24 protein-coding genes are annotated in these 18,755 nt (G+C 71.0%); 8 read left to right on the top strand and 16 right to left on the bottom strand.

The features are described 5' to 3' along the window. Positions 1-4 precede the first annotated feature (4 nt). The 16 genes from J7E45_RS05085 to J7E45_RS05010 form a co-directional block, all read right to left on the bottom strand. Positions 5-1,456, bottom strand: a complete 1,452-nt coding sequence (locus J7E45_RS05085; protein ID WP_215067610.1) for a flagellar hook-length control protein FliK — start codon at positions 1,454-1,456, stop codon at positions 5-7. Then, on the bottom strand, positions 1,453-1,875 hold the full coding sequence (locus J7E45_RS05080; protein ID WP_091035027.1) for a hypothetical protein: 423 nt from the start codon (positions 1,873-1,875) through the stop codon (positions 1,453-1,455). Before J7E45_RS05080 ends, J7E45_RS05085 begins: the two co-directional genes overlap by 4 nt. Beyond that, positions 1,872-3,167 carry a FliI/YscN family ATPase gene (locus J7E45_RS05075; RefSeq protein WP_091035024.1) on the bottom strand — a complete coding sequence of 432 codons (1,296 nt, stop codon included), beginning with the start codon at positions 3,165-3,167 and terminating at the stop codon, positions 1,872-1,874. Before J7E45_RS05075 ends, J7E45_RS05080 begins: the two co-directional genes overlap by 4 nt. Beyond that, on the bottom strand, positions 3,164-3,769 hold the full coding sequence (locus J7E45_RS05070) for a FliH/SctL family protein (protein ID WP_215067608.1): 606 nt from the start codon (positions 3,767-3,769) through the stop codon (positions 3,164-3,166). The genes J7E45_RS05075 and J7E45_RS05070 overlap by 4 nt, the downstream gene beginning before the upstream one ends. Continuing rightward, complete coding sequence (gene fliG, locus J7E45_RS05065) at positions 3,759-4,763, bottom strand: flagellar motor switch protein FliG (RefSeq protein ID WP_091035019.1); 1,005 nt, start codon at positions 4,761-4,763, stop codon at positions 3,759-3,761. The genes J7E45_RS05070 and fliG overlap by 11 nt, the downstream gene beginning before the upstream one ends. Then, positions 4,760-6,388: a flagellar basal-body MS-ring/collar protein FliF gene (gene fliF / locus J7E45_RS05060; RefSeq protein WP_215067606.1), complete on the bottom strand. Its 1,629-nt coding sequence runs from the start codon at positions 6,386-6,388 to the stop codon at positions 4,760-4,762. Before fliF ends, fliG begins: the two co-directional genes overlap by 4 nt. Continuing rightward, positions 6,388-6,690, bottom strand: coding sequence for a flagellar hook-basal body complex protein FliE (gene fliE, locus J7E45_RS05055; protein ID WP_215067604.1), 303 nt, complete (start codon positions 6,688-6,690; stop codon positions 6,388-6,390). The genes fliF and fliE overlap by 1 nt, the downstream gene beginning before the upstream one ends. After that, on the bottom strand, positions 6,690-7,082 hold the full coding sequence (locus tag J7E45_RS05050) for a flagellar basal body rod protein FlgC (protein WP_105711629.1): 393 nt from the start codon (positions 7,080-7,082) through the stop codon (positions 6,690-6,692). Before J7E45_RS05050 ends, fliE begins: the two co-directional genes overlap by 1 nt. Beyond that, positions 7,079-7,420, bottom strand: coding sequence for a flagellar basal body protein (locus tag J7E45_RS05045; RefSeq protein WP_029262224.1), 342 nt, complete (start codon positions 7,418-7,420; stop codon positions 7,079-7,081). The genes J7E45_RS05050 and J7E45_RS05045 overlap by 4 nt, the downstream gene beginning before the upstream one ends. A 109-nt stretch (positions 7,421-7,529) precedes the next feature. Further along, entirely contained in the window at positions 7,530-7,853 is a 324-nt protein-coding gene (locus tag J7E45_RS05040) for a hypothetical protein (protein WP_215067602.1), read from the bottom strand. Beyond that, the gene (gene fliS / locus J7E45_RS05035) at positions 7,850-8,236 is read right to left on the bottom strand and encodes a flagellar export chaperone FliS (RefSeq protein WP_029262226.1); all 387 of its coding nucleotides are present in this window, start codon (positions 8,234-8,236) and stop codon (positions 7,850-7,852) included. The genes J7E45_RS05040 and fliS overlap by 4 nt, the downstream gene beginning before the upstream one ends. A 2-nt stretch (positions 8,237-8,238) precedes the next feature. Next, positions 8,239-9,621: a flagellar filament capping protein FliD gene (gene fliD, locus J7E45_RS05030; RefSeq protein ID WP_215067600.1), complete on the bottom strand. Its 1,383-nt coding sequence runs from the start codon at positions 9,619-9,621 to the stop codon at positions 8,239-8,241. Between the two features lie 75 nt (positions 9,622-9,696). After that, positions 9,697-10,527: a flagellin gene (locus J7E45_RS05025; protein WP_215067598.1), complete on the bottom strand. Its 831-nt coding sequence runs from the start codon at positions 10,525-10,527 to the stop codon at positions 9,697-9,699. Positions 10,528-10,632: 105 nt separating this feature from the next. Next, positions 10,633-11,130 carry an RNA polymerase sigma factor gene (locus tag J7E45_RS05020; RefSeq protein WP_215067596.1) on the bottom strand — a complete coding sequence of 166 codons (498 nt, stop codon included), beginning with the start codon at positions 11,128-11,130 and terminating at the stop codon, positions 10,633-10,635. Beyond that, positions 11,127-11,756 carry a hypothetical protein gene (locus tag J7E45_RS05015; RefSeq protein WP_215067593.1) on the bottom strand — a complete coding sequence of 210 codons (630 nt, stop codon included), beginning with the start codon at positions 11,754-11,756 and terminating at the stop codon, positions 11,127-11,129. Before J7E45_RS05015 ends, J7E45_RS05020 begins: the two co-directional genes overlap by 4 nt. Before the next feature lie 111 nt (positions 11,757-11,867). Continuing rightward, positions 11,868-12,668 (bottom strand): sigma-70 family RNA polymerase sigma factor, encoded by an 801-nt coding sequence (locus J7E45_RS05010; protein ID WP_215067591.1) that lies wholly within the window; start codon positions 12,666-12,668, stop codon positions 11,868-11,870. A 196-nt stretch (positions 12,669-12,864) separates the two neighbouring features. Between J7E45_RS05010 and flgN the strand changes: the two genes are divergently transcribed. The 8 genes from flgN to J7E45_RS04970 all read left to right on the top strand — a co-directional run bounded on the left by flgN (position 12,865) and on the right by J7E45_RS04970 (position 18,751). Further along, a complete protein-coding gene (gene flgN / locus J7E45_RS05005; protein ID WP_029262230.1) occupies positions 12,865-13,347 on the top strand; it encodes a flagellar export chaperone FlgN in 483 nt (160 codons plus the stop codon). Between the two features lie 13 nt (positions 13,348-13,360). After that, positions 13,361-14,770 (top strand): flagellar hook-associated protein FlgK, encoded by a 1,410-nt coding sequence (flgK, locus tag J7E45_RS05000; protein ID WP_215067589.1) that lies wholly within the window; start codon positions 13,361-13,363, stop codon positions 14,768-14,770. Between the two features lie 12 nt (positions 14,771-14,782). Further along, a complete protein-coding gene (gene flgL, locus J7E45_RS04995) occupies positions 14,783-15,664 on the top strand; it encodes a flagellar hook-associated protein FlgL (RefSeq protein WP_029262232.1) in 882 nt (293 codons plus the stop codon). Continuing rightward, the gene (locus J7E45_RS04990; protein ID WP_215067587.1) at positions 15,661-16,032 is read left to right on the top strand and encodes a flagellar assembly protein FliW; all 372 of its coding nucleotides are present in this window, start codon (positions 15,661-15,663) and stop codon (positions 16,030-16,032) included. Before flgL ends, J7E45_RS04990 begins: the two co-directional genes overlap by 4 nt. 67 nt (positions 16,033-16,099) lie before the next feature. After that, the gene (gene tsaB / locus J7E45_RS04985) at positions 16,100-16,717 is read left to right on the top strand and encodes a tRNA (adenosine(37)-N6)-threonylcarbamoyltransferase complex dimerization subunit type 1 TsaB (RefSeq protein WP_215067585.1); all 618 of its coding nucleotides are present in this window, start codon (positions 16,100-16,102) and stop codon (positions 16,715-16,717) included. Then, complete coding sequence (gene rimI, locus J7E45_RS04980; RefSeq protein WP_215067583.1) at positions 16,714-17,202, top strand: ribosomal protein S18-alanine N-acetyltransferase; 489 nt, start codon at positions 16,714-16,716, stop codon at positions 17,200-17,202. The genes tsaB and rimI overlap by 4 nt, the downstream gene beginning before the upstream one ends. Then, on the top strand, positions 17,199-18,266 hold the full coding sequence (tsaD, locus tag J7E45_RS04975) for a tRNA (adenosine(37)-N6)-threonylcarbamoyltransferase complex transferase subunit TsaD (protein WP_215067581.1): 1,068 nt from the start codon (positions 17,199-17,201) through the stop codon (positions 18,264-18,266). Before rimI ends, tsaD begins: the two co-directional genes overlap by 4 nt. Then, complete coding sequence (locus tag J7E45_RS04970; protein ID WP_167634805.1) at positions 18,263-18,751, top strand: hypothetical protein; 489 nt, start codon at positions 18,263-18,265, stop codon at positions 18,749-18,751. The genes tsaD and J7E45_RS04970 overlap by 4 nt, the downstream gene beginning before the upstream one ends. The last annotated feature ends 4 nt before the right edge of the window (positions 18,752-18,755 follow it).

Here is an 18,755-nt window from a genome sequence, read left to right as displayed (position 1 = left end):
CGGATCAGGCGAAGACATCGATGCCGCCGAGCGGCGAGTCGAGGGGGCCGGACGGTGCGCCGTCCGGTGCGGTGGGGACGACGACCGGGTTCGGCCGCGCGCCGGCATTCCGGTCGGCGGGTGCGTCGCCGCGGGCCTGGCCGCCGCCCGCGCTCGCCGCATTGCCGTTCGTCGCGTTGCCGTTCGCGGAGCCGCCGCCGTTCGGTGATGTCTGCGGATTCGACGAGCCCGGGCCGTCGTCCGAGGTCGACAGCATCAGCGAGGCGTGCGGAGCCGCTGCGGCGAGATCCCGCCGCAGGTCGGCGAGCACTGCCCGCAGCGCCTCGCGTCCGAGGTCGTTCGGGGCGTGCAGCTCGATGTGGATGGCCCCGCCGGAGATGTGCGCGCGCACGGTCACCGGGCCGAGGTTCTCCGGCGACACGGTCAGCGTGAGGCTGTGATCGCCGTCTGCGGCCTGGGCGAGGGAGACGACGGGCGCTGTGATCTGGGGGAGCAGTACCGGGCGGGCGACGGCGGCGGCGGCAGGCGTGGCCGGGGCGATCGGGGGCGGTGAGGCGGATGCCGGTGCCGTGACGGCGGCCGTCGAGCCGGTGGCATCCGCGGTCGCGGGTGCCGATGCGGCGGGGGCAGTGGCGACCGGAGTCGAGCCTGCAGGGGACGGCGCGGCGTCGGGTGCCGTGTCGGCGGCAGTGGCTGCCCCGGCCAAGAGTGCCGGGTCGGCGTTCGTCCCCGGTGCCGGTTCCGTCGAGGCCGCCGCGGCGACGGCACCGTGCGGCCCGGCGGCGACGGGCACAAGGCGGAGAGTCACATCGGCGGGAGCATCCGCCGTCGTGCTGGTCGCACCGGATGCGCCGCCGATACCGTCGCTGCCGACAGGAGCCGATGCCGCACCGACGGCGGCGGGCCCGGTCGAGGCGCGCGGCGACGATGCGCCGGTCGCGGCGGGCGGCACGGAGGAGGCGGCCAGGGCTGCCGTCGATGCGGTGGTGCGTGCCGGATCGACCGATGCGGCGACAGCGCCGGACGCCGCGATCGGGGTGGCGTCGGCGGCTTCCGCAGGGGCATCCGCCGCTCCGGTGTCTTCCGCGGCATCCACCGGTGGCGGGGTCCCGTCGAGGTCGGGGGCCGCTCCCGCGGTGCTTCCGTCGACGGGAGCCGCCGTCCCCGACCCGCTCGGGATCGTGAGGGGTGGGAGAGGCGATGCGGCCACCGGAACAACCGGATCAGCGGATTCGGCGGTCGCATCCGTCGTCTCGGTTCCCGTCGAGGAACCCGACGACACTCCCTCGGTGGGGACGCCTTCGGCAGGCGCGTCTTCGGCGAGCTGCGCCCGCGCCGCATCCTGGATCACGTCGGCGAAGACCGAGGCACCCGGGGTGACGCCGCGCGAAGGCGACGCACCGCTCGGCCGCGACGCGCGAGGGTCGAGCATGTCGACGATGCCGAGCGCGGTCACGACTGCCCCTCCGTGTCGGTGCGCGATCCGATCTCGTCGAGCTCCGCCTGTTCGGCGTGCAGCTCGGCCGCCCGCACCCGCACGGCGTGCGCCTGGGCGAGACGGTCGAGTCCGCGCATCGCTCGTCGTGCCTCCGAGTGCTCCGCGCGGGCCTGGTCGACGGTCTGCTCCTGCAGTTCCGCCAGCACCGTCAGGTCGGAGAGCAGCGTCCGGCCGGCCACACGAGCGGCCGCGAGTGCCGCGAGCGAGCGGACGTCCACGGCTTCACTCCCGGCGCCGGAGAGATGCGCGCGCAGGGACCGATCGCGGGCCTCGGTGTGCCGGGCGTCGAGCACCGCGCGGGAGAGCCGCTGCGCCGCCGCGCGCTCCTGGATCTCGCGCACACGCAGCAGGCCCGCCAGGGAGAACGACCGTGTCATGAGACTCCTCCGAAACCGGAGACGAGCTCGTCGAGTCGACGCCACGATTCGTCGATCGCGCTCGTCTCGTCGAGCGACTGGGTGAGGAAGGCGGAGATCGCCCGTTCGTGGGCGATCGCGGCGTCGATGCGGGCGTCGGCACCCGGCTGGTACGCGCCGATGTCGATCAGGTCGTTGGCCCGGCGACGCGCGGCGAGCACCGCACGTAGCGTCGCCGCGTGCGCCCGCTGCCCGGGGGCGGTGATCTTCCCCACCACGCGGGAGACGGAGCCGAGCACGTCGATCGCCGGGTGGTGGCCCGAGAGCGCGAGCGCGCGATCGAGCACGACGTGGCCGTCGAGGATCGAGCGCACGGTGTCGGCGATCGGCTCGTTGTGGTCGTCGCCGTCGACGAGCACCGTGTAGATGCCGGTGATCGAGCCGCGTCGATCGGTGCCGGCCCGTTCGAGCAGGCCGGCGAGGAGCGAGAACGTCGACGGCGGGTAACCGCGGGTCGCCGGGGGCTCTCCCGCGGAGAGGCCGATCTCGCGCTGGGCCATCGCCACGCGGGTCAGCGAGTCCATCATGAGGATGGCGTGCGCGCCCTCGTCACGGAAGGCCTCGGCGATCCGGGTGGCGGTGTACGCGGCCCGGATGCGGGCCATCGCCGGTTGATCGGAGGTCGAGACGACGACCACCGAACGAGCGAGTCCCTCCGGCCCCAGGTCGTCTTCGATGAACTCGCGCACCTCACGGCCGCGCTCGCCGACGAGGGCGATCACCGTCACCTCGGCCTCGGTGCCGCGCGCGATCATCGACAGCAGCGACGACTTGCCCACTCCCGAGCCGGCGAAGAGCCCGACGCGCTGTCCGCGACCCACGCTGACGAGCGTGTCGAGCGCGCGCACCCCGAGCGGAAGAGGGGAGTCGATCCGGTCGCGCCCCATGATCGAGGGCGGAGCGTGGTCGAGGCTCACCGAGATCGCGCCGGTCAACGGGCCTTTGCCGTCGATCGGCCGACCGAGTCCGTCCAGGACCCGCCCGAGCAGCGCGTTTCCGGTCGGCACACGGAGCGGGCCACCGCGACCCCGCACGGGCGCCCCGACGGTGAGCCCGGCGACGGCGCCGAGGGGCATGCACCGCAGACCGCCCTCGCCGATCGCGACGACTTCGGCATCGACCCCGTCGAGCGTCACGACATCGCCGACGGCGCCTTCGAGCCCTCGCACCTGCACGCTCAGGCCGCGCACCTGGGAGACGACGCCGACTCGTTCCGGTCGAACCGCCTCGCGGACGGCGGTCCAGGCCGTCACGACCCGGCCTCGCCCAGTGCGCGGCGGGCGCGCTCGAGGGCGCTGCCGATCCGGGCGTCGATGTGTCCGTGCGCCAGGGTCGCGACGGCATCGCCGCGCTCGAGCGTGTCGTCGGCGACGAGGGCGAACGCGGTCAGGTCCGACTCCGCGGTCTGCAGCGTCTGCAGGTCGTCGGGGTTCAGTCGTACCTCGCGGATATCGGCGGGGTCGGTGACCGCGAGTGCTCTCCGGGCGGCCGCCGCTGCCGAAGAACCGGCATCCGAGAGTTCGGCCGCCAGGATCAGCTCCGCCAGCTCGATCGCGCAGCGCAGCACCTCATCGCCCGCGGCGCCGGTGAGTTCGCGCGCCCGCTCGCCCAGTGACCGGGCTGCGGCCTGCAGCGCCGAGACCGCGGTCTCCACCTCGCGCGCTGCTGCCGCGTCGCGGGCTGCCTGCTCCGCCGCCGCGACCCGTTGTGCCGACTCGGCCTCGGCGAGGCCGGCACGGAAGCCCTCCGCGTGTCCTTCGGCGTAGCCGCGCATCCGGGCGCGCGCATGCTCCGCGCCGTCCCCGCGTCCGTCGAGACGCGGGAACAGCACCGGAGCGAACGCGTCAGTAGACATACTCGTCCTCGTCGGTGCGCTGCACCGTGATATCGCCCGCCGCTTCGAGAGCGCGGATGGTGCGCACGATCTCGGCTCTGGCCTCCTCGACCTGCGAGACGCGCACGGGGCCGAGCGTCCGTGCCTCCTCGTCGAGGTTCTCCCGGTTGCGTTCGGAGACGTTGCGGCGGATGAGGTCGGCGATCCCCTGATTGGCGCCCTTCAGCGCGAGAGCGAGCGAGCGGATGTCCATGCCGCGCAGCACCCGCTGGGTGTCGCGGTCGTCGAGCTTGACGACGTCGGCGAAGGTGAACATGCGCGACCGGATGTCTTCCGCGAGGGCGCTGTCGCGGTCCTCGATGCTCGCGAGCAGCGCCTTCTCGACGGTCGCTCCGGAGCGGGCGATGATCTCGACGAGCGGTTCGACGCCGCCGAGGGTCTCCGGTGCGTCGCGGCTCGCGAAGCTCCCGGTGCGGGTCTTCAACGCGTCGGCCACGATCGCGATCGCCTCCTGCGACGCGGTGCCCATGGTGGCGATCGCGTGGGCGACATCGGTGCGGGTCGGGTCGGGGAGCGCTGCCAGCACGGCCGCCGCCCGGTCGGTGGGCAGGTGCGCGAGCACGAGGGCGACCGTCTGCGGAAGCTCGCCGTCGAGCAGCGTCGCCAACTGCGCCGGGTCTGCGGAGCCGAGGAACTCGAACGACGAGTTCATCGACGTCGAACCCACCCTGCCGAGCACGGCCGCGGCCCGCTCTGCACCGAACGAGGCTTCCAGCAGACCGGCCGCGAGGTCGCGGCCACCGCGCGCGGGCGGCAGGTGTCCCGTCGCGATCCGGTGGAACTGTCCGAGCGCCTGAGCGGTGGTGGCGGCATCCAGGTCCTGCAGCTCGATGATCTCGGCCGCGACGGCCTCGGCCTCCGATTCCGAGAGATGCTTCATCACCTCGATCGCCTGCGCGCGATCGAGGTTCATCAGCACGACGGCCGCCGTCTGCCGGTCGGTCAGCCCGCTCATACGTGCTGCCTGTCGTCGATGAGGGTCCGCAGCAGCTCGGCCGTGCGCTTCGGGTCCTGTCGCGTGAGGGAGTCGATCTCGGCGCGGCGGCGCTCGAGGCTCACCTGCGCGGGCTCGGGGTCGGGCTCCGGCTCGGGATCGGGCGTCGTCTCGAGGAAGGCCAGCGGGGTCGTGGCGGCCTGGTCGATGGCGACGGTGGCCGCACCGGGGCCGAGGGCCGCCGACAGCGGAGCCGGCCGGTCGCCGAACAACTGGTCGAACTCGGTCGCCGAGTTGGCGCGACGCCGCATCCGCACGAGGGCGGCGATGACCGCGAGCAGCAGGGGCAGTGCGATCGCTGCGGCGATGATCGCGGTGTTCAGCAGGACCGACTGACGTTCCGCGGCCTCGGCGTCCTTGGCGGCCTGGAGGGCGGCCTGCGCGGCTTCGGCATCCGTCTGGCTGAACGACACGAGTTCGACCGCGATGGAGTCGCCGCGTGCGGTGTCGATCCCCGCGGCGGTCTCGACCAGTTCGGTCAGCTGCGCGGTGCTCAGGTCGCCACCGGCACCCGCGTCGACCGCGACCGAGACCGACTGGCGCAGCACGTTGCCGGCGGGGGTCGAGGTGCTCTGGGTGCTCTTGTTGACGGCGTTGGTCTTCGACGTCTCCGTGGATTCGGAGGTGCCGTCCGCGCCCTCAGACGGCACCGCGATGTTGTCGGGTCCGAGCACGCCGGCGTTCGAGCTCGAGCCGTTCTGCGTGTCCGTTCGAGACTGCTCGGTCAGCGGAGGCGCGCCCTCCGCCGGGGTGTAGGTCTCTTCGACGCGCTCGTTGACCGAGCGGTCGATCTCGGCGACCACCGTCACGGTCGCATTGCCGGGGCCGACGACGGTGTCGAGCATCTGCTGCACGCTCGCGGTCACCCGTGCCTCGTAGTCGCCGGCCTGCTGGTCGACGCCGCCGATCGCCCCGACGCCGGCGGCCGAGAGGGTCTGGCCACTCTGGTCCACGACGGCGACGTTCTCGGGCTTCATGCCGCTGACGGCGGCGGAGGTCAGGTGCACGATCGCCTCGACCTGCTTCGAGGTGAGCGACGCACTGCCCGATGTCTCCACGAACACCGATGCGGTGGCGTCGACGGTCTCCGAGACGAAGACGCTCTCCTCCGGGATGGCGAGCTGCACAGAGGCCGCCGTCACGCCCTCGATCGACGAGATGGTCGCGGCGAGCTCACCCTCGATGGCGCGCTTGTAGGTCACGGACTGCTGGAACTCCGAAGTGGTCACGCCCATGTCGTCGAGCAGCGAGTATCCGCCGGAGCTCGCACCGGGGAGACCTGCGGAGGCGGCGGCGAGCCGCTGGTCGTAGACGTCCTTCTCCGGCACGAGCACGGTGGCTCCGCCGTCGGCGAGTTCGTAGGGGACGGACGACGAACGCAGCTGCTCGACGACGGCGTTCGCATCGGAGGCGCTCATCCCCGAGAACAGCGGGGTGTAGGTCGGGCGGGTCAGCCAGCTGGAGAGCGCGACGATCCCGAGCGCGAGCACGGCGACGCCGATGATCGCGATGGTGCGCTGCGCGAGCGTGAAGCCCGCGATCACGCGTCCGATCCGCTGGAAGACGTTGGTGACGGCCTGCGGCATCAGGCTTGCATCCGCATGATCTCGTTGAACGCGTCGACGCCCTTGTTGCGCACGGCGGCGACGAGTTCCAGGGTGACCGATGCGCGCGAGGAGGCGATCATGGCCGAGTGGATGTCGTCGAGGTCACCCGTGACGGCGGCGACCTTGAGCGCGTCGGACTCTGACTGCAGGGAGCGCAGCTCGTCGATCGCACCGGTGACGCTGTTCGCGAAGGCGGTGTCGTCCGCTGCTTTCGTCGGAGCGGTGGGCGGGGCGAGGGTGAACGCCGAGGAGATGCCCTCGACGCCGGAGAGGGGATCCATCAGCTGCGTCCGATCTGGAGGGCGGATTCGTAGGCGTTGCGGGCACGGTCCACGATCGCGGCGCTGGCCTGGTAGCCGCGCTGCGCGAGGATGAGCTGGCTCATCTGGTCGCCGAGGTCGATGTCGGGGTAACGGACGTAGCCGTCGGCGTCGGCGAGCGGGTGGTCGGGCTGGTGCACGAGCCGCCCCTCGGCGCTGCCCTGCACGGAGCCGGCGACGTAGACACCGGGCGACTGGTCGCTGGTCTGGGCGGTGATGTACCGCGCACGGAAGGCGGCGCCGTCGGTCGCCGTCACGGTGTTGATGTTCGCGATGTTGTCGCTGATGGCGTCGAGCCACTTGCGGTGCACGGTCAGGCCGGTGCTCGCGATGCCGATCGCGTCGAAGGTCATGAGGTCCTCATCGCCGCGCGCATCGACGCGAACGAGCCGTTCACGGCCTGCGTGGCGAACTGGTAGCGCAGCATCGTGTCGACGCTGGACAGGGTCTCGGTGTCGAGGTTGACGTTGTTGCCGTTCAGGCGCGTCGGCTCGAGCGAGGTGCCGACCGTCGAGCCGACCCGTCCGTCACCCGCCTGCACCGAGTCCGCGAGCGCCTCTTCGAAGCGCACCCGCTTGGCGTGATAGTCGGGGGTGTTGATGTTGGCGATGTTGTCGGCGATCGCCCGCTGGCGCAGCGCGAGGCCGTCGAGCGCGCTCGTCAGCGCGTTGATGGTCACAGAATCGAACACGACCGCTCCCCGTGTGTGGTGGTGTGGCCGATCCATGGCCGAGACTTGCGAGCCATCCGTGCTCTCCCTGTTCTATCGGCAGGGTCGCGCACGACGTTAGGGAGCGGTCTCAGCCGTCGACGTCGAGGAATGCGGGCGCATCGGGACGCCGCGTTCCGGGGATCCGGTCCACGGCGCCGAGGTGCTGTCGGAGGTCGTCGAGATCGGTGCGGGCGCGCTCCATCGCGAGGCGCTGACGCTCGACCACCCGGCGGGCGCGATCGGCGAGATGCACGGGCAGGGGAGTGGAGGGCGGCGTCCACGGTTCGATGACGGCCGTGTCGGCGGTTCCGGGGGTGGCCGCGAGGATCCGGTCGGCGTCGAGCTCGAGTCGATCCAGGAGCGCGGTCCACTCGTCGGGGTTCCCCCGGTCGGACTCGTCGCCGGGGCTCAAGAGCGCGTCTCCGCGACGGTCCTGGCGGCTTCGTGCCACGCATCCCGCAGCGGGGCGACGATCCCGTGGCACGCCCGGGTGCGCTCGGGATCGCGGCCGATGTTGGCGCCGATCAGGGTCTGCGACAGGAAGACGTACACCGAGCGGAGGCCCGCGCTGCCGTTCCAGTCGTCGGTCAACGACGAGGTCAGCTCCGACACGATGGCCTGCGCGTGCTGCAGCTGGGCGTTCGCCTCGGTCCAGTCCTCGGCCCGCTGGGCGGCCTCGCCGCGCTCGATGTCGAGCAGCAGCCGGTCGTACAGCAGCGTCACGAGACGCTCGGGCGGTGCCGACAACACGGCATCGTCACGGTAGCGCTGCTGCGCACGCAGGGCGGCGTTCATGCTCACTTCCCCGAGCTCGAGGTCGGCAGGGCGGCGATCTGCGACGACAGGTAGGTGGACTGCGACTGCAGCTGCGAGAGCATGACCTCGAGGCGGGCGTAGGTGCGCTCGAGGTTGGCCTTGCGTTGGGCGAGGCGCACGTCCCAGCGCTCCATCTGCTCGCCGAGGCTCTTGACCTCGCTCTCCTGGCCGGTGATTCGGGAGGTGAGCAGGCCGTCGTACTTGTCGGAGTACACCTTCGCCGTGTCCTGCACGCGCGAGGCGACGTCGGAGAACAGTCCGGCGACCGCATCCGGGTCTTTCGCGAGGGCTTCGGCAAACTTCTCCTCGTCGAAGCTGAGCACGCCGTACATGTCGGTCTCGATGCCGATCGACGAGGGGGAGACGCCGTCGACCGGATGCTGGATGGCGTCGGCAATCGCCGTCCGCAGCGAGCGGACCGTGCTGTCGCCCGTGAAGACGCCCAGGGTGGTCTTGTCGCCCGGGTTCGCGGCGACGGTGGCCTTCGACCCGTTGTCGATACGCGTCAGGATGTCTTTGACCGCGGCGATGAACTCCGCGGAGGCCTTGGTGCGGGCCTCGGTGTCGACCGTCACGCCGATCGTGACGGGGTCGGCGGATGCTGCGGACACCGTCACGTCGACACCGTCGAACAGATCGGTGAAGGTGTTGCTCGACGAGGTCAGCACCTGTTCGGCGCTGGTGCCCGCCCACAGCCGCAACTGTGCGTCGGCGCCCACCGCGATCACGGCGGCCCCCGCTTCGGTGGCGATGTCGGATGCGGTGCCGGCCTCGACCGCGGCGACGTCTCCGCGATAGGCGCGGAACTGGCCGCCCTCGCCCGAGTCTGCGGCGCGCAGCTGCAGGCGGTGCAGGGGGTTGCCGTCGGCGTCGCGGCCCGCGGGCACTGCTGACGCGACGACTCCGAAGCCCGCTTCGTTGATGGCCTGGGCGACTTCCTGCATCGAGGCACCGTCGGCTTCGATCTGCAGACGCTCGCCCTGGGCGTTCTCGAGGGTGATCACCGGCGGGTCGACGGGCCATCCGTTCGACGCGGCCGAGACGATGGTGTGGTTCTTGGCGACCTTGTCGACGACGATCTCCGCCGCGACCGGGGCGGCGCCGGTGCGGGTCGCGACCGTGACCGTGTTCGACGACGACGATGTCGTGAACCGTGCCAGCCCGTCGCGCGACGCGGCCTTCCCGGCGGCGGTCGCGAGGTTCTGGATCGCGGTGTTCAGCGTCTGCAGCTGGGTGACGATGCCGTTCTTGTCATCCATCTTCGCCTTGAGTAGCGAGCGCGGGATGGCCTGCACGTCCATCAGGGCCTTGATGACCTCTGTGGTCTTCAGGCCGGAGACGAGGCCGTCGAGCGAGAGAGACATGTTCGCCTTTGCAGGTCGGGAGCGGACGGGGTCCGGGCGGCGATCGCAGCCGTCGCCCGGACCCTATGGCGTGGTTCAGCGCAGGAGCTGGAGAACGCCCTGGTTGGACTGGTTCGCCTGGGCCAGCATGGCCGTGCCCGCCTGCGACAGGATGTTCGCCGAGGTGAACTTGACCATCTCGGACGCCATGTCGGTGTCGCGGATACGGCTCTCGGCGGCGGCGAGGTTCTCTGCCGACACGTTGAGGCTGTTGATGGTCGACTCGAAGCGGTTCTGCAGCGCACCGTAGCCGGCACGTGCGGTCGAGACCGCCTGAATCTGGGTGTCGATGCCCGCGAGCGCCGCACCGTAGGTCGCTGCGTCCGTCATCGTGGCCGCGAGCGTCTTGATGTCGGCACCGAGGGTGTCGAAGTCGGTCAGGGCGACCGAGATCTGGTCCTCGGCGGCGACCGCACCCGCACCGACCTGGAACGTCAGCGTCGTGCCGCCCGAGAGCAGCTTGATGCCGTTGAAGTTCGTGCTGTCGGCGACACGGGTGAGCTCGTCACCCAGGGTGTTGATCTCCTTCTGGATCGCCTCACGCGACTTCGCGTTGTTCGAGTCGTTCGCACCCTGAGCGGTCAGGTCGCGAACGCGCTGCAGGATCGAGTGGACCTCGGTCAGGGCGCCTTCCGCGGTCTGGATGACCGAGATGCCGTCCTGAGCGTTGCGAGCCGCGACGTTCAGGCCGTTGACCTGCGAGCGCAGGCCCTCGGAGATCGCGAGGCCGGCGGCGTCGTCCGCTGCCCGGTTGATCCGCAGACCGCTCGACAGCTTCTCGAGCGACTTCGACACGTCGTTCTGGGTGTTGGACAGGTTGCGGTAGGCGTTGAGCGCCGACACGTTGGTGTTGATCTGCATACCCATAAGGGTTCTCCTCCGTGAATTTCATTGTGCGAGAGACCATCCGTGGTCTCCCGCACACACCTATCGGCGGAGGCGGCGCGCGCGTTAGCCGGGCGCGTGGCGCCGCTAGGCGATGACCCCCAGTGCAACTCGGAGATCCTCCTTGGCGCGGGCGTATCGGGATCGCGCCGTCGCCGCGGGAATGCCGACGATGTCGGCCGCCTGGCCGAGCGTGAACCCGTCCCAGTGGACGAGCTGGACGATCTCCGCGAGCTCCGGCTTCAGACGCTCCAGGGCGTCGCGGACCTCACCGCCCTCGTCCGCCGGAGGTGCCGCCGCCACGGGCATGTGGGCGCGCACCTTATCGACCAGGGCCAAGCGACGGCGCTGGCCCCGCGTGTGGTTCAACAGCGTGCCGCGGGCCAGCCCGAACAGCCACATCCGCGCCTCGGTCGCGTCGTCGGGCAGATCCTCGACGCGCCGCCACGCGATCAGCAGTGTCTCTCCGAACAGATCGGGCGCATCGTCCGACCCGACGCGCCGGTGCAGGAACCGAAGGAGGTCCCCGTTCGATTCGCGCAGGACCGTGGTCAGCAGCCGTTTCTTGCGATTGATCGAGGTCACGGGGTCACTGCCTCGCACTGCAGCTGCTCATCGCCGCCATAGCCCCACACGACGCCGGCCTCCTCAGCCCGCTGGGTCACGGCTTCGCGCATCGCGACGTTATGAGCGGTCGCGTACACATCGTCCTCAGACGGCTCCGCAGCGGGCCCGGCGTCCTCTCGCTGACCGTCGTCGTTCAAGACCGGGATGATCGCGTGGGGATCGGACCGGATCCGATCCGCCCACCGCTCGACGGCGGTGCTCTCGACGGCGAGATGTCCGACGTCGGTGACGAACGCGTTCCAGTCGCCCACGTCCTCCGTCTGTTCGACGACGACCCGCAGCTCGCATTCGCGGCCGCTCGGCAGCGTGAAGACGTAGGCCGCATCGGGCTCCTGCGCCCAGGGCAACCACTCGAAGCCTCCCGCGGCAATGGCAGCACCGGCGCCACCGGTCAACAGGACGGCCAGCCCGAAGCCCGCGACGAGGCGCGGTGTTCGTCGGGCGGCGCGCGGCTGCGCAGCCGACGTCTGCGCGCGAGCCGTGTGCGCAGCCTCGTCCATCGTGCGGCGGAGGTCGTCGTCGATGCGCAACGGCGCGGGTGCCGAGCGCTCGAGAAGCAGGTCCAGAGGGTCTGGGGTATCCATGTCACTCCCATCGTGAAGGGTCGTTACATGAGATATGTCCGGCAGCACCGCCGGTGATGACGACTACCCGGATTTTCTCCGATCGCGAGAGCGACCTTCGGAGGTGTCGGGCTAGGCGGGGGCCGATTCGCGGAAGACGCCGGCGATCCGCACGCTGGCCGCATCGGCGATCCGCGTGAAGTAGGCGTCCCGTGCTCCGGCCGACACCCGGGTCGTCGTGGTGGGGGCGGCGCCTTCGGCGAAGTACCGGTCCAGGGCGTCGCGCAGCAGGCGGATGGCCTCCGACCTCTGCTGCGACACGGCGGAATGGGTCACGCCGAGCTCTTCGGCGATCTCCTTGACGGGGCGTTCTTCGAAGTAGACGCCCTGCACGATCCGGCGCATGCGCTCCGGCAGCGCGGCGACGGCCTGCTCGAGCACCTCGCGGCGCTCACCGACGAGCGCCGATTCCTCGGGCAGAAGGATGTCGGCGGTCACATCGCGGGCGGCGGGGTCTTCCAGCGTGGTGACGGTGCGGGCGGCATCGCCGAGGGCTTCGAGGACGACATCCTTCGCGACGCCCATTGCGGTGGCGACCTCGGCCGCCGTCGCCGTCCGGCCGAGTCCTGCGGTGAGCGTCTCGCGCACGGCGACCGTCTCTTTGATGCGTTTGCGGATGCCGCGGGAGGCCCAGTCCATGGAACGCATCTCATCGGCGAACGCGCCGAGGATGCGGCGGCGCGCGTAGGCGCCGAAGGGGACGCCCAGCGACGGGTCGAAGGCATCGGCGGCGGTCACGAGCGCGAGCGCTCCGACGGCCGCGAGCTCGTCACGGGGGATATGGGTTGCTCGGTTGTGCGTTTCAGAGGCGAGGTAGCCGACCAGGGGGAGGTTGCTCTCGATAAGGAGATTGCGCTCAGCGCGCGACGACATGGGGGATGATCCACCTCTCTGGATTCACTCCGGAAGCTCCAAGGAGACGAGTAGATGCACCTATCACACTTTTTGTGATCTGTACATGGGGAGAACTACCCACCGCCGTTCCACATAGTAACCTTAGGGGCGCGGCAGCCGATAGTGACCTTTGGCCGCGTTAACAGGCGTGGCGATCACTGGGGAAAAGGGGATCATGGGAGCCAACGAACTATCGATACAGCTGTGGCGCGAGCGTGAACTGCTCGAGATGCTGCTCTTCAAACTAGACGAACAGCAGCTGCTGCTCGCGGCCGGACGATCCCAGTGGATCCAGTTCGCCGCGCGTGAGATCGATCAGGTCCTCGATCGCCTGCGCGGCGCGGGACTCGCGCGCACCGTCGAGGTCGCCGCGGTCGCCGAGGAATGGGGGGCTCCGGAGGGTGCGACGATCCGGGAACTCGTCGCACACGCGCCGGAGGGCGCGTGGCAAGAGGTCTTCGCCGACCACATGCGCGCGCTGACGAAGCTCGCCGCCGAGGTCGAGCAGCTGCGCGACGCGAACACGGAGCAGCTCAGCGGCGTGCTCCGTGCCACTCAGGAAACGCTCGCCGCGCTGGGGCACGAGACGGGCGAATACACGACGAACGGTGACCGCGCACGCGACGACGCAGCGCGCATCATCGACACCGAGATGTGACCGGAAGGGGATCATGTCGACCTTCAGCGGATTGAACACCGCGGCCAGCGGACTCGCGGCCGCCCGACGCGGCATGGACGTGGTCGGGCAGAACATCGCCAACCAGAAGACCGAGGGGTACACGCGACAGCGGGTCCAGACCTCGGCCATCGCCGCGATCGCCCAGACCGGCCGATTCAGCGTCGGCGCCCTGCCGGGACACGGCGTCTCGATCGACGGCGTCGCCCGTCTCGGCGATGCCCTGCTCGACGCCCGCGTCCGCGATTCGCTCGCCGCATCGGGCTTCTGGTCCACGCGCGCCGTCGCCGCGACCACGATCGAGGCCTCGCTCGCCGAGCCCACCGAGAACGGACTGGCGGCTCGGCTGTCGAAGTTCTGGTCCGGGTGGCAAGATCTCGCCAACACACCGGACTCCGGTGCAGCGGCATCCACCATCCTCGAATCCGCCAAGGAGCTCGCCTCCCACATCGCCGGCGGTTACCGCACCGTGGCCACCCAGTGGAGCGACGCGCGCGCGACGGCCGAGCGCACGGTGACGCAGGTGAACGCGGCTGCGGACCAGATCGCGGTGCTCAACGGCGAGATCCGCGACGCTCTCGCCTCCGGGCGCTCGGCGAACGAGCTCATGGACCAGCGGAGCGTGCTCGCACAGAACATCGCCCGCATGTCCGGGGCGGCGGCCACGATCGAGAGCGACGGGTCGATGACCCTCCGCGTCGGCGGCAACGCTCTGGTCTCGGGTTCCGATGCGCGCCACCTCGTCCTCAACGGCCCGGCCACGATCGACGCGGGGCAGCGCTTCACCGTCTCGTGGGCATCCGCCCCCGATCTCCCGGCCTCGATCGACGGCGGTGAGCTCGGTGGCTCGCTCGCCGTGCTCGCGCCGGCAGCCGACGGCGGGATGCTCGCTCAGCTCGCCTCGACCTACGACGCGGTGGCGACGGCCCTCGCCGGGGCACTGAACGCGCAGCACCGTGCAGGCGTCACCTCGTCCGGGCAGCCGGGTGGAGACTTCTTCACCCTTCCGACCACCGGGTCGGCCGCGCTCGGACTGCGGGTCGCCGTGACGACCCCGTCCGAGCTGGCGCTCGCCGCACCGGGTGCCGGTGCGCTGGATGCGACCAACGCCGACCTGATCTCGCAGATCGGGCGCGGCGCCACCTCGCCCGACGCGCTCTGGTCCGATCACGTCACGCGCTTCGGCGTGGCGACGGCAGCCGACGTGCAGCGGGCGAAGGTCTCCGATTCGGCGGCTGTCGCCGCGGTCGGGGCGCAGCAGTCCGTCGCCGCCGTCGACGGCGACGAGGAGACGATCAGCCTGCTCACCTACCAGACCGCCTACCAGGCCGCAGCCCGCGTGATGACGGCGGTGGACGAGGCGCTCGACGTCCTCATCAACCGCACCGGCCTCGTCGGACGCTGATAAAGGAGCATCGTGATCTCTCGAGTGACATCGTCATCCATGACGCAGACGGCGATGCGCCAGCTGCAGTCCAACCTCACCGAGCTGGCGCGTCTGCAGGAGCAGGCGACGTCGCAGCGGGCTTTCGCCACTCCGTCCGAAGACCCGGCGGCCGCGGCCGCCGCCCTCGCCCTGCATGCGGAGCAGCGCCGCAACGACCAGTACGCGCGCAACATCGACGACGGGCTCGCCTGGGTCACGGCGGCGGATGTCGCGATCACCGCGAGCACGTCGCTGCTGGGCCGGGTCCGCGACCTCACCGCCCAGGGGGCGAACGACGGTGCGCTGGATGCCACCGCCAAAGAGGCGCTCGCCGTCGAGCTCGAGGGCATCCGCAAGGAGCTCCTGTCCCAGGCGAACACCCGACTTCTCGGTCGCTCGGTGTTCGCCGGCACCTCGGACACGGCGGCGTTCGCCGCGGACTACTCGTACAGCGGCGTGGCGGGCTCCGAAGTCAGCCGTCGCGTCTCGGATGCGGCATCGGTCCGCGTCGACACCGATGGCGCCGCGGTCTTCGGTACCGGCGATGACTCGGTGTTCGCCCTGGTCGACAAGATCGTCGCCGACCTCCGTTCCGGAACGAACGTCGGTCCTCGTCTCGCGGAGATCGACGATCGACGCACCGCCATGCTCGGAGTGCAGGGTTCCGTCGGAACCCGCCAGTCTCAGATCGAACGCGCCAAGGAGGCGGCAGTGCAGAATTCCGTGTCCCTCGAGTCCCGCCGCACAGCGGTCGAGGACGTCGATTCGATCGAGGTGCTCGTGCGTCTGCAGGCGCAGGAACTCGTGTACCGCTCCGCGCTCGCGGTGAACGCGCGCGTTCTCCAGCCCTCGCTGATGGACTTCCTGCGATGACCGCGGCACTCAGCTTCCTGACGCCCCCTCCCGGACTCGCGCCGCACGTCGAGTTCGCTCTCGCACCGGTCGACGGTGCCGACGGCCTGTTCTCGATGCGAGCCGTGGACGACGCGGATCTGCGCCTGTACCTCGTCGACCCCCGGACCGTGCTCGGCGAGTATGCGCCGATCCTCAGCGACGAGCAGGCCGAGAGCCTCGCGCTCGCCTCGGCCGACGACGCACTGGTCCTGGTTGTCGCCCACCCCTCCACCGAAGGCGTGAGCGTGAACCTGATGGCGCCGGTGATCGTCAATCGCACCACGGGAGCCGCGTCGCAGGTGATCCTCGAGGATCAGGACTACCCGCTCCGCGCGCCGCTGGGTTGAGGCGCGGGCCGCGGGCCGCGGGCACTCCGGGCCGCTCTCACAGCGCGACCACGGCTACCCTGGAGACGTGATCCTTGCCGTCGACACCTCCCTGGGCACCGCTGTCGCCCTCATCGATGCCGACGGGGCGCGACGCGCCGAGGCCGCCGCCATCGACCCGCTGGGCCACGCCGAGGTGATCGGCGACCTGCTCGTCGAGGCGCTCAGCGATGCGGGTGATGGCGAGGTGACGCATGTCGTCGCCGGCATGGGCCCGGGGCCCTTCACCGGGCTCCGCATCGGCATCGCCGCGGCACGCGCCTTCGCCCTCGGACGCGGCATCCCGGTCGTCCCGGTCCCCAGCCATCTCGCCGCCGCGCTCACCGCACTCGAGACCGAGTCGCAGCCGTTCGCGATCGTCACCGACGCCCGCCGCCGTGAGGTCGCGATCACCGTCTTCGACGGGGTAGATGCCGACGGGATCCCGCGCGTCATCGCCGACACCGTCCTCGTGCGGGCGGCCGACGCCGACGCGCACCTCGACGGCATCCGCCGCATCGACGTCGCCACGCTGTCGGCACCGGACCTGGCGCGCGTCGGAGCACGCGCCCTGGCCGCCGGTCGCACGCTCACGGGCGACGAGCCGCTGTACATGCGCCACCCCGACGTGACGGTGCCCGGCGCGCCGAAGAAAGTCGGCTCATGACCCTCCGCGACGCCACCGTGGACGACCTCGACGCGATCATGGCGATCGAGGAGCGCTCCTTCCCGACCGACGCGTGGAGCCGCGAGACCATGGCCGCCGAGCTCGGGAGCATCCACGGCCGCTACCTGGTCGACGAGCACGACGACCAGGTCATCGGCTACGGCGGCGTGCGTGCCCTGCGTGGCAGTGCCGACGCCGACATCCAGACCATCGCGCTCCTCGCCGAGCACCGCGGACAGGGCCGAGGCCGCGCGCTCCTGCACGGGCTGCTCGCCGCGGCGGCCGAGCGCGGCGCCCGTGAGGTGTTCCTCGAGGTCAGGGCCGACAACCCCGCCGCAGAGGGCTTGTACCTCGCGGAGGGCTTCGAGGAGATCGGGCGCCGCCCCCGCTACTATCAGCCGGACGACGTGGACGCGATCGTGATGCGTCTGGAACTGCGCCGCCACCCGGCATCGCACGGCACGACCGAGGAGGCGAAGGCATGAGCGAACCTCTGGTCCTCGGCATCGAGACGAGCTGCGACGAGACGGGCATCGGCATCGTCCGCGGGCGCACCCTGCTCTCGAACACCATCGCGTCGAGCATGGACGAGCACGCTCGATTCGGCGGCGTCGTGCCCGAGGTCGCCGCGCGGGCGCACCTCGAGGCGATGCAGCCCGCGATCGATGCGGCGCTCGCCGAAGCGGGCGTGCGTCTCGACGACCTCGACGCGGTCGCCGTCACGAGCGGCCCCGGTCTCGCGGGTGCCTTGATGGTCGGAGTGGGAGCGGCGAAGGGCCTGGCCGTCGCGATCGACAAGCCGCTGTATGCCGTCAACCACCTCGTCGGACACATCGCCGCCGACATCCTGACCGCCGATTCCGCGCCGCTCGAGTACCCGACCATCGCGCTGCTGGTCTCCGGTGGCCACACCTCGCTGCTGCACGTCCGCGACCTCACCACCGACGTCGAGCTGCTCGGCGAGACGATGGACGACGCCGCCGGCGAAGCCTTCGACAAGGTCGCCCGCCTCCTGTCCCTGCCGTACCCCGGCGGCCCGGAGATCGACCGGGCGGCGGCCGACGGCGACCCGAACGCCATCCGGTTCCCGCGCGGTCTCTCCCGCGCCTCGGATCTGGCGAAGCATCGGTACGACTTCTCGTTCTCGGGGCTGAAGACCGCGGTGGCCCGGTGGGTCGAGCGCTGCGAGGCCGACGGGGTCGAGGTACCCGTGGCCGACGTCGCCGCGAGCTTCCGCGAGGCGGTCGTCGACGTGCTGGTGACCAAGGCGCTCGCGGCCTGCGCCGACCTCGGGGTGCCGCGCCTGCTGCTGGGCGGCGGCGTGATCGCGAACCGTCGGCTGCGCGAGGTCGCGCTCCGGCGTGCCGATGAGGCCGGCGTCACGGTGCGGATCCCCCCGCTGTCGCTGTGCACCGACAACGGTGCGATGATCGCCGCGCTGGCCGCCGAGCTGATCTCCTCGGGCCGGCGCCCGTCGACTCTGGCGTTCGGGGCGGACTCCACCCTTCCGGTCACCGAAATCCAGATCGACGAGGCGGTGCCCGCATGAGCGACGTCTCCGGCTCGCGCGATGCGAAGACTCCCGCCACGCCGCCGGCGCGCGTCGAACGCGCCAGCGACGAGGTCGAGCAGCATCCCGGGGCAGCGCCTCGGCTTCCCGGTGCCCGTCGCGAGGGGTACACGAAACTCCCCACCGGCCCCGTCGGCATCGAACCGGTGGTGGTGAGCGGACCCGACATCGACGCCCCGGGCGAGGCGGAGTGGGAGCCGACGACGGGCGCCATTCCCGTCGACGACACCCGGCTCGCGCCCTGGGCCCTGCTCGCCGCGATCGTGGCCCTCGGAGCGTCGTTCTTCGTCGGTTGGGGGATCCCCGTTGCGGTGGTCGCGGTCATCGCCGCGATCATGTCACTGCGGCGTCCGCTCGAGAGCCGTGCGATCGCGCTCTGGGCGCTCGTGCTCGGCCTCTGCGCCACGGTGTACAGCCTGGGCTGGTTGGTCTGGGCGGGCATGCAGTTCGAGAAGCTCGGCTGACCGG

Source organism: Microbacterium sp. ISL-59, from assembly GCF_018613945.1.
Lineage (GTDB): Bacteria > Actinomycetota > Actinomycetes > Actinomycetales > Microbacteriaceae > Microbacterium > Microbacterium oxydans_B.
The sequence above is the reverse complement of the archived record's forward strand: the minus strand, read 5'-3'. Positions and strand labels throughout refer to the sequence as shown.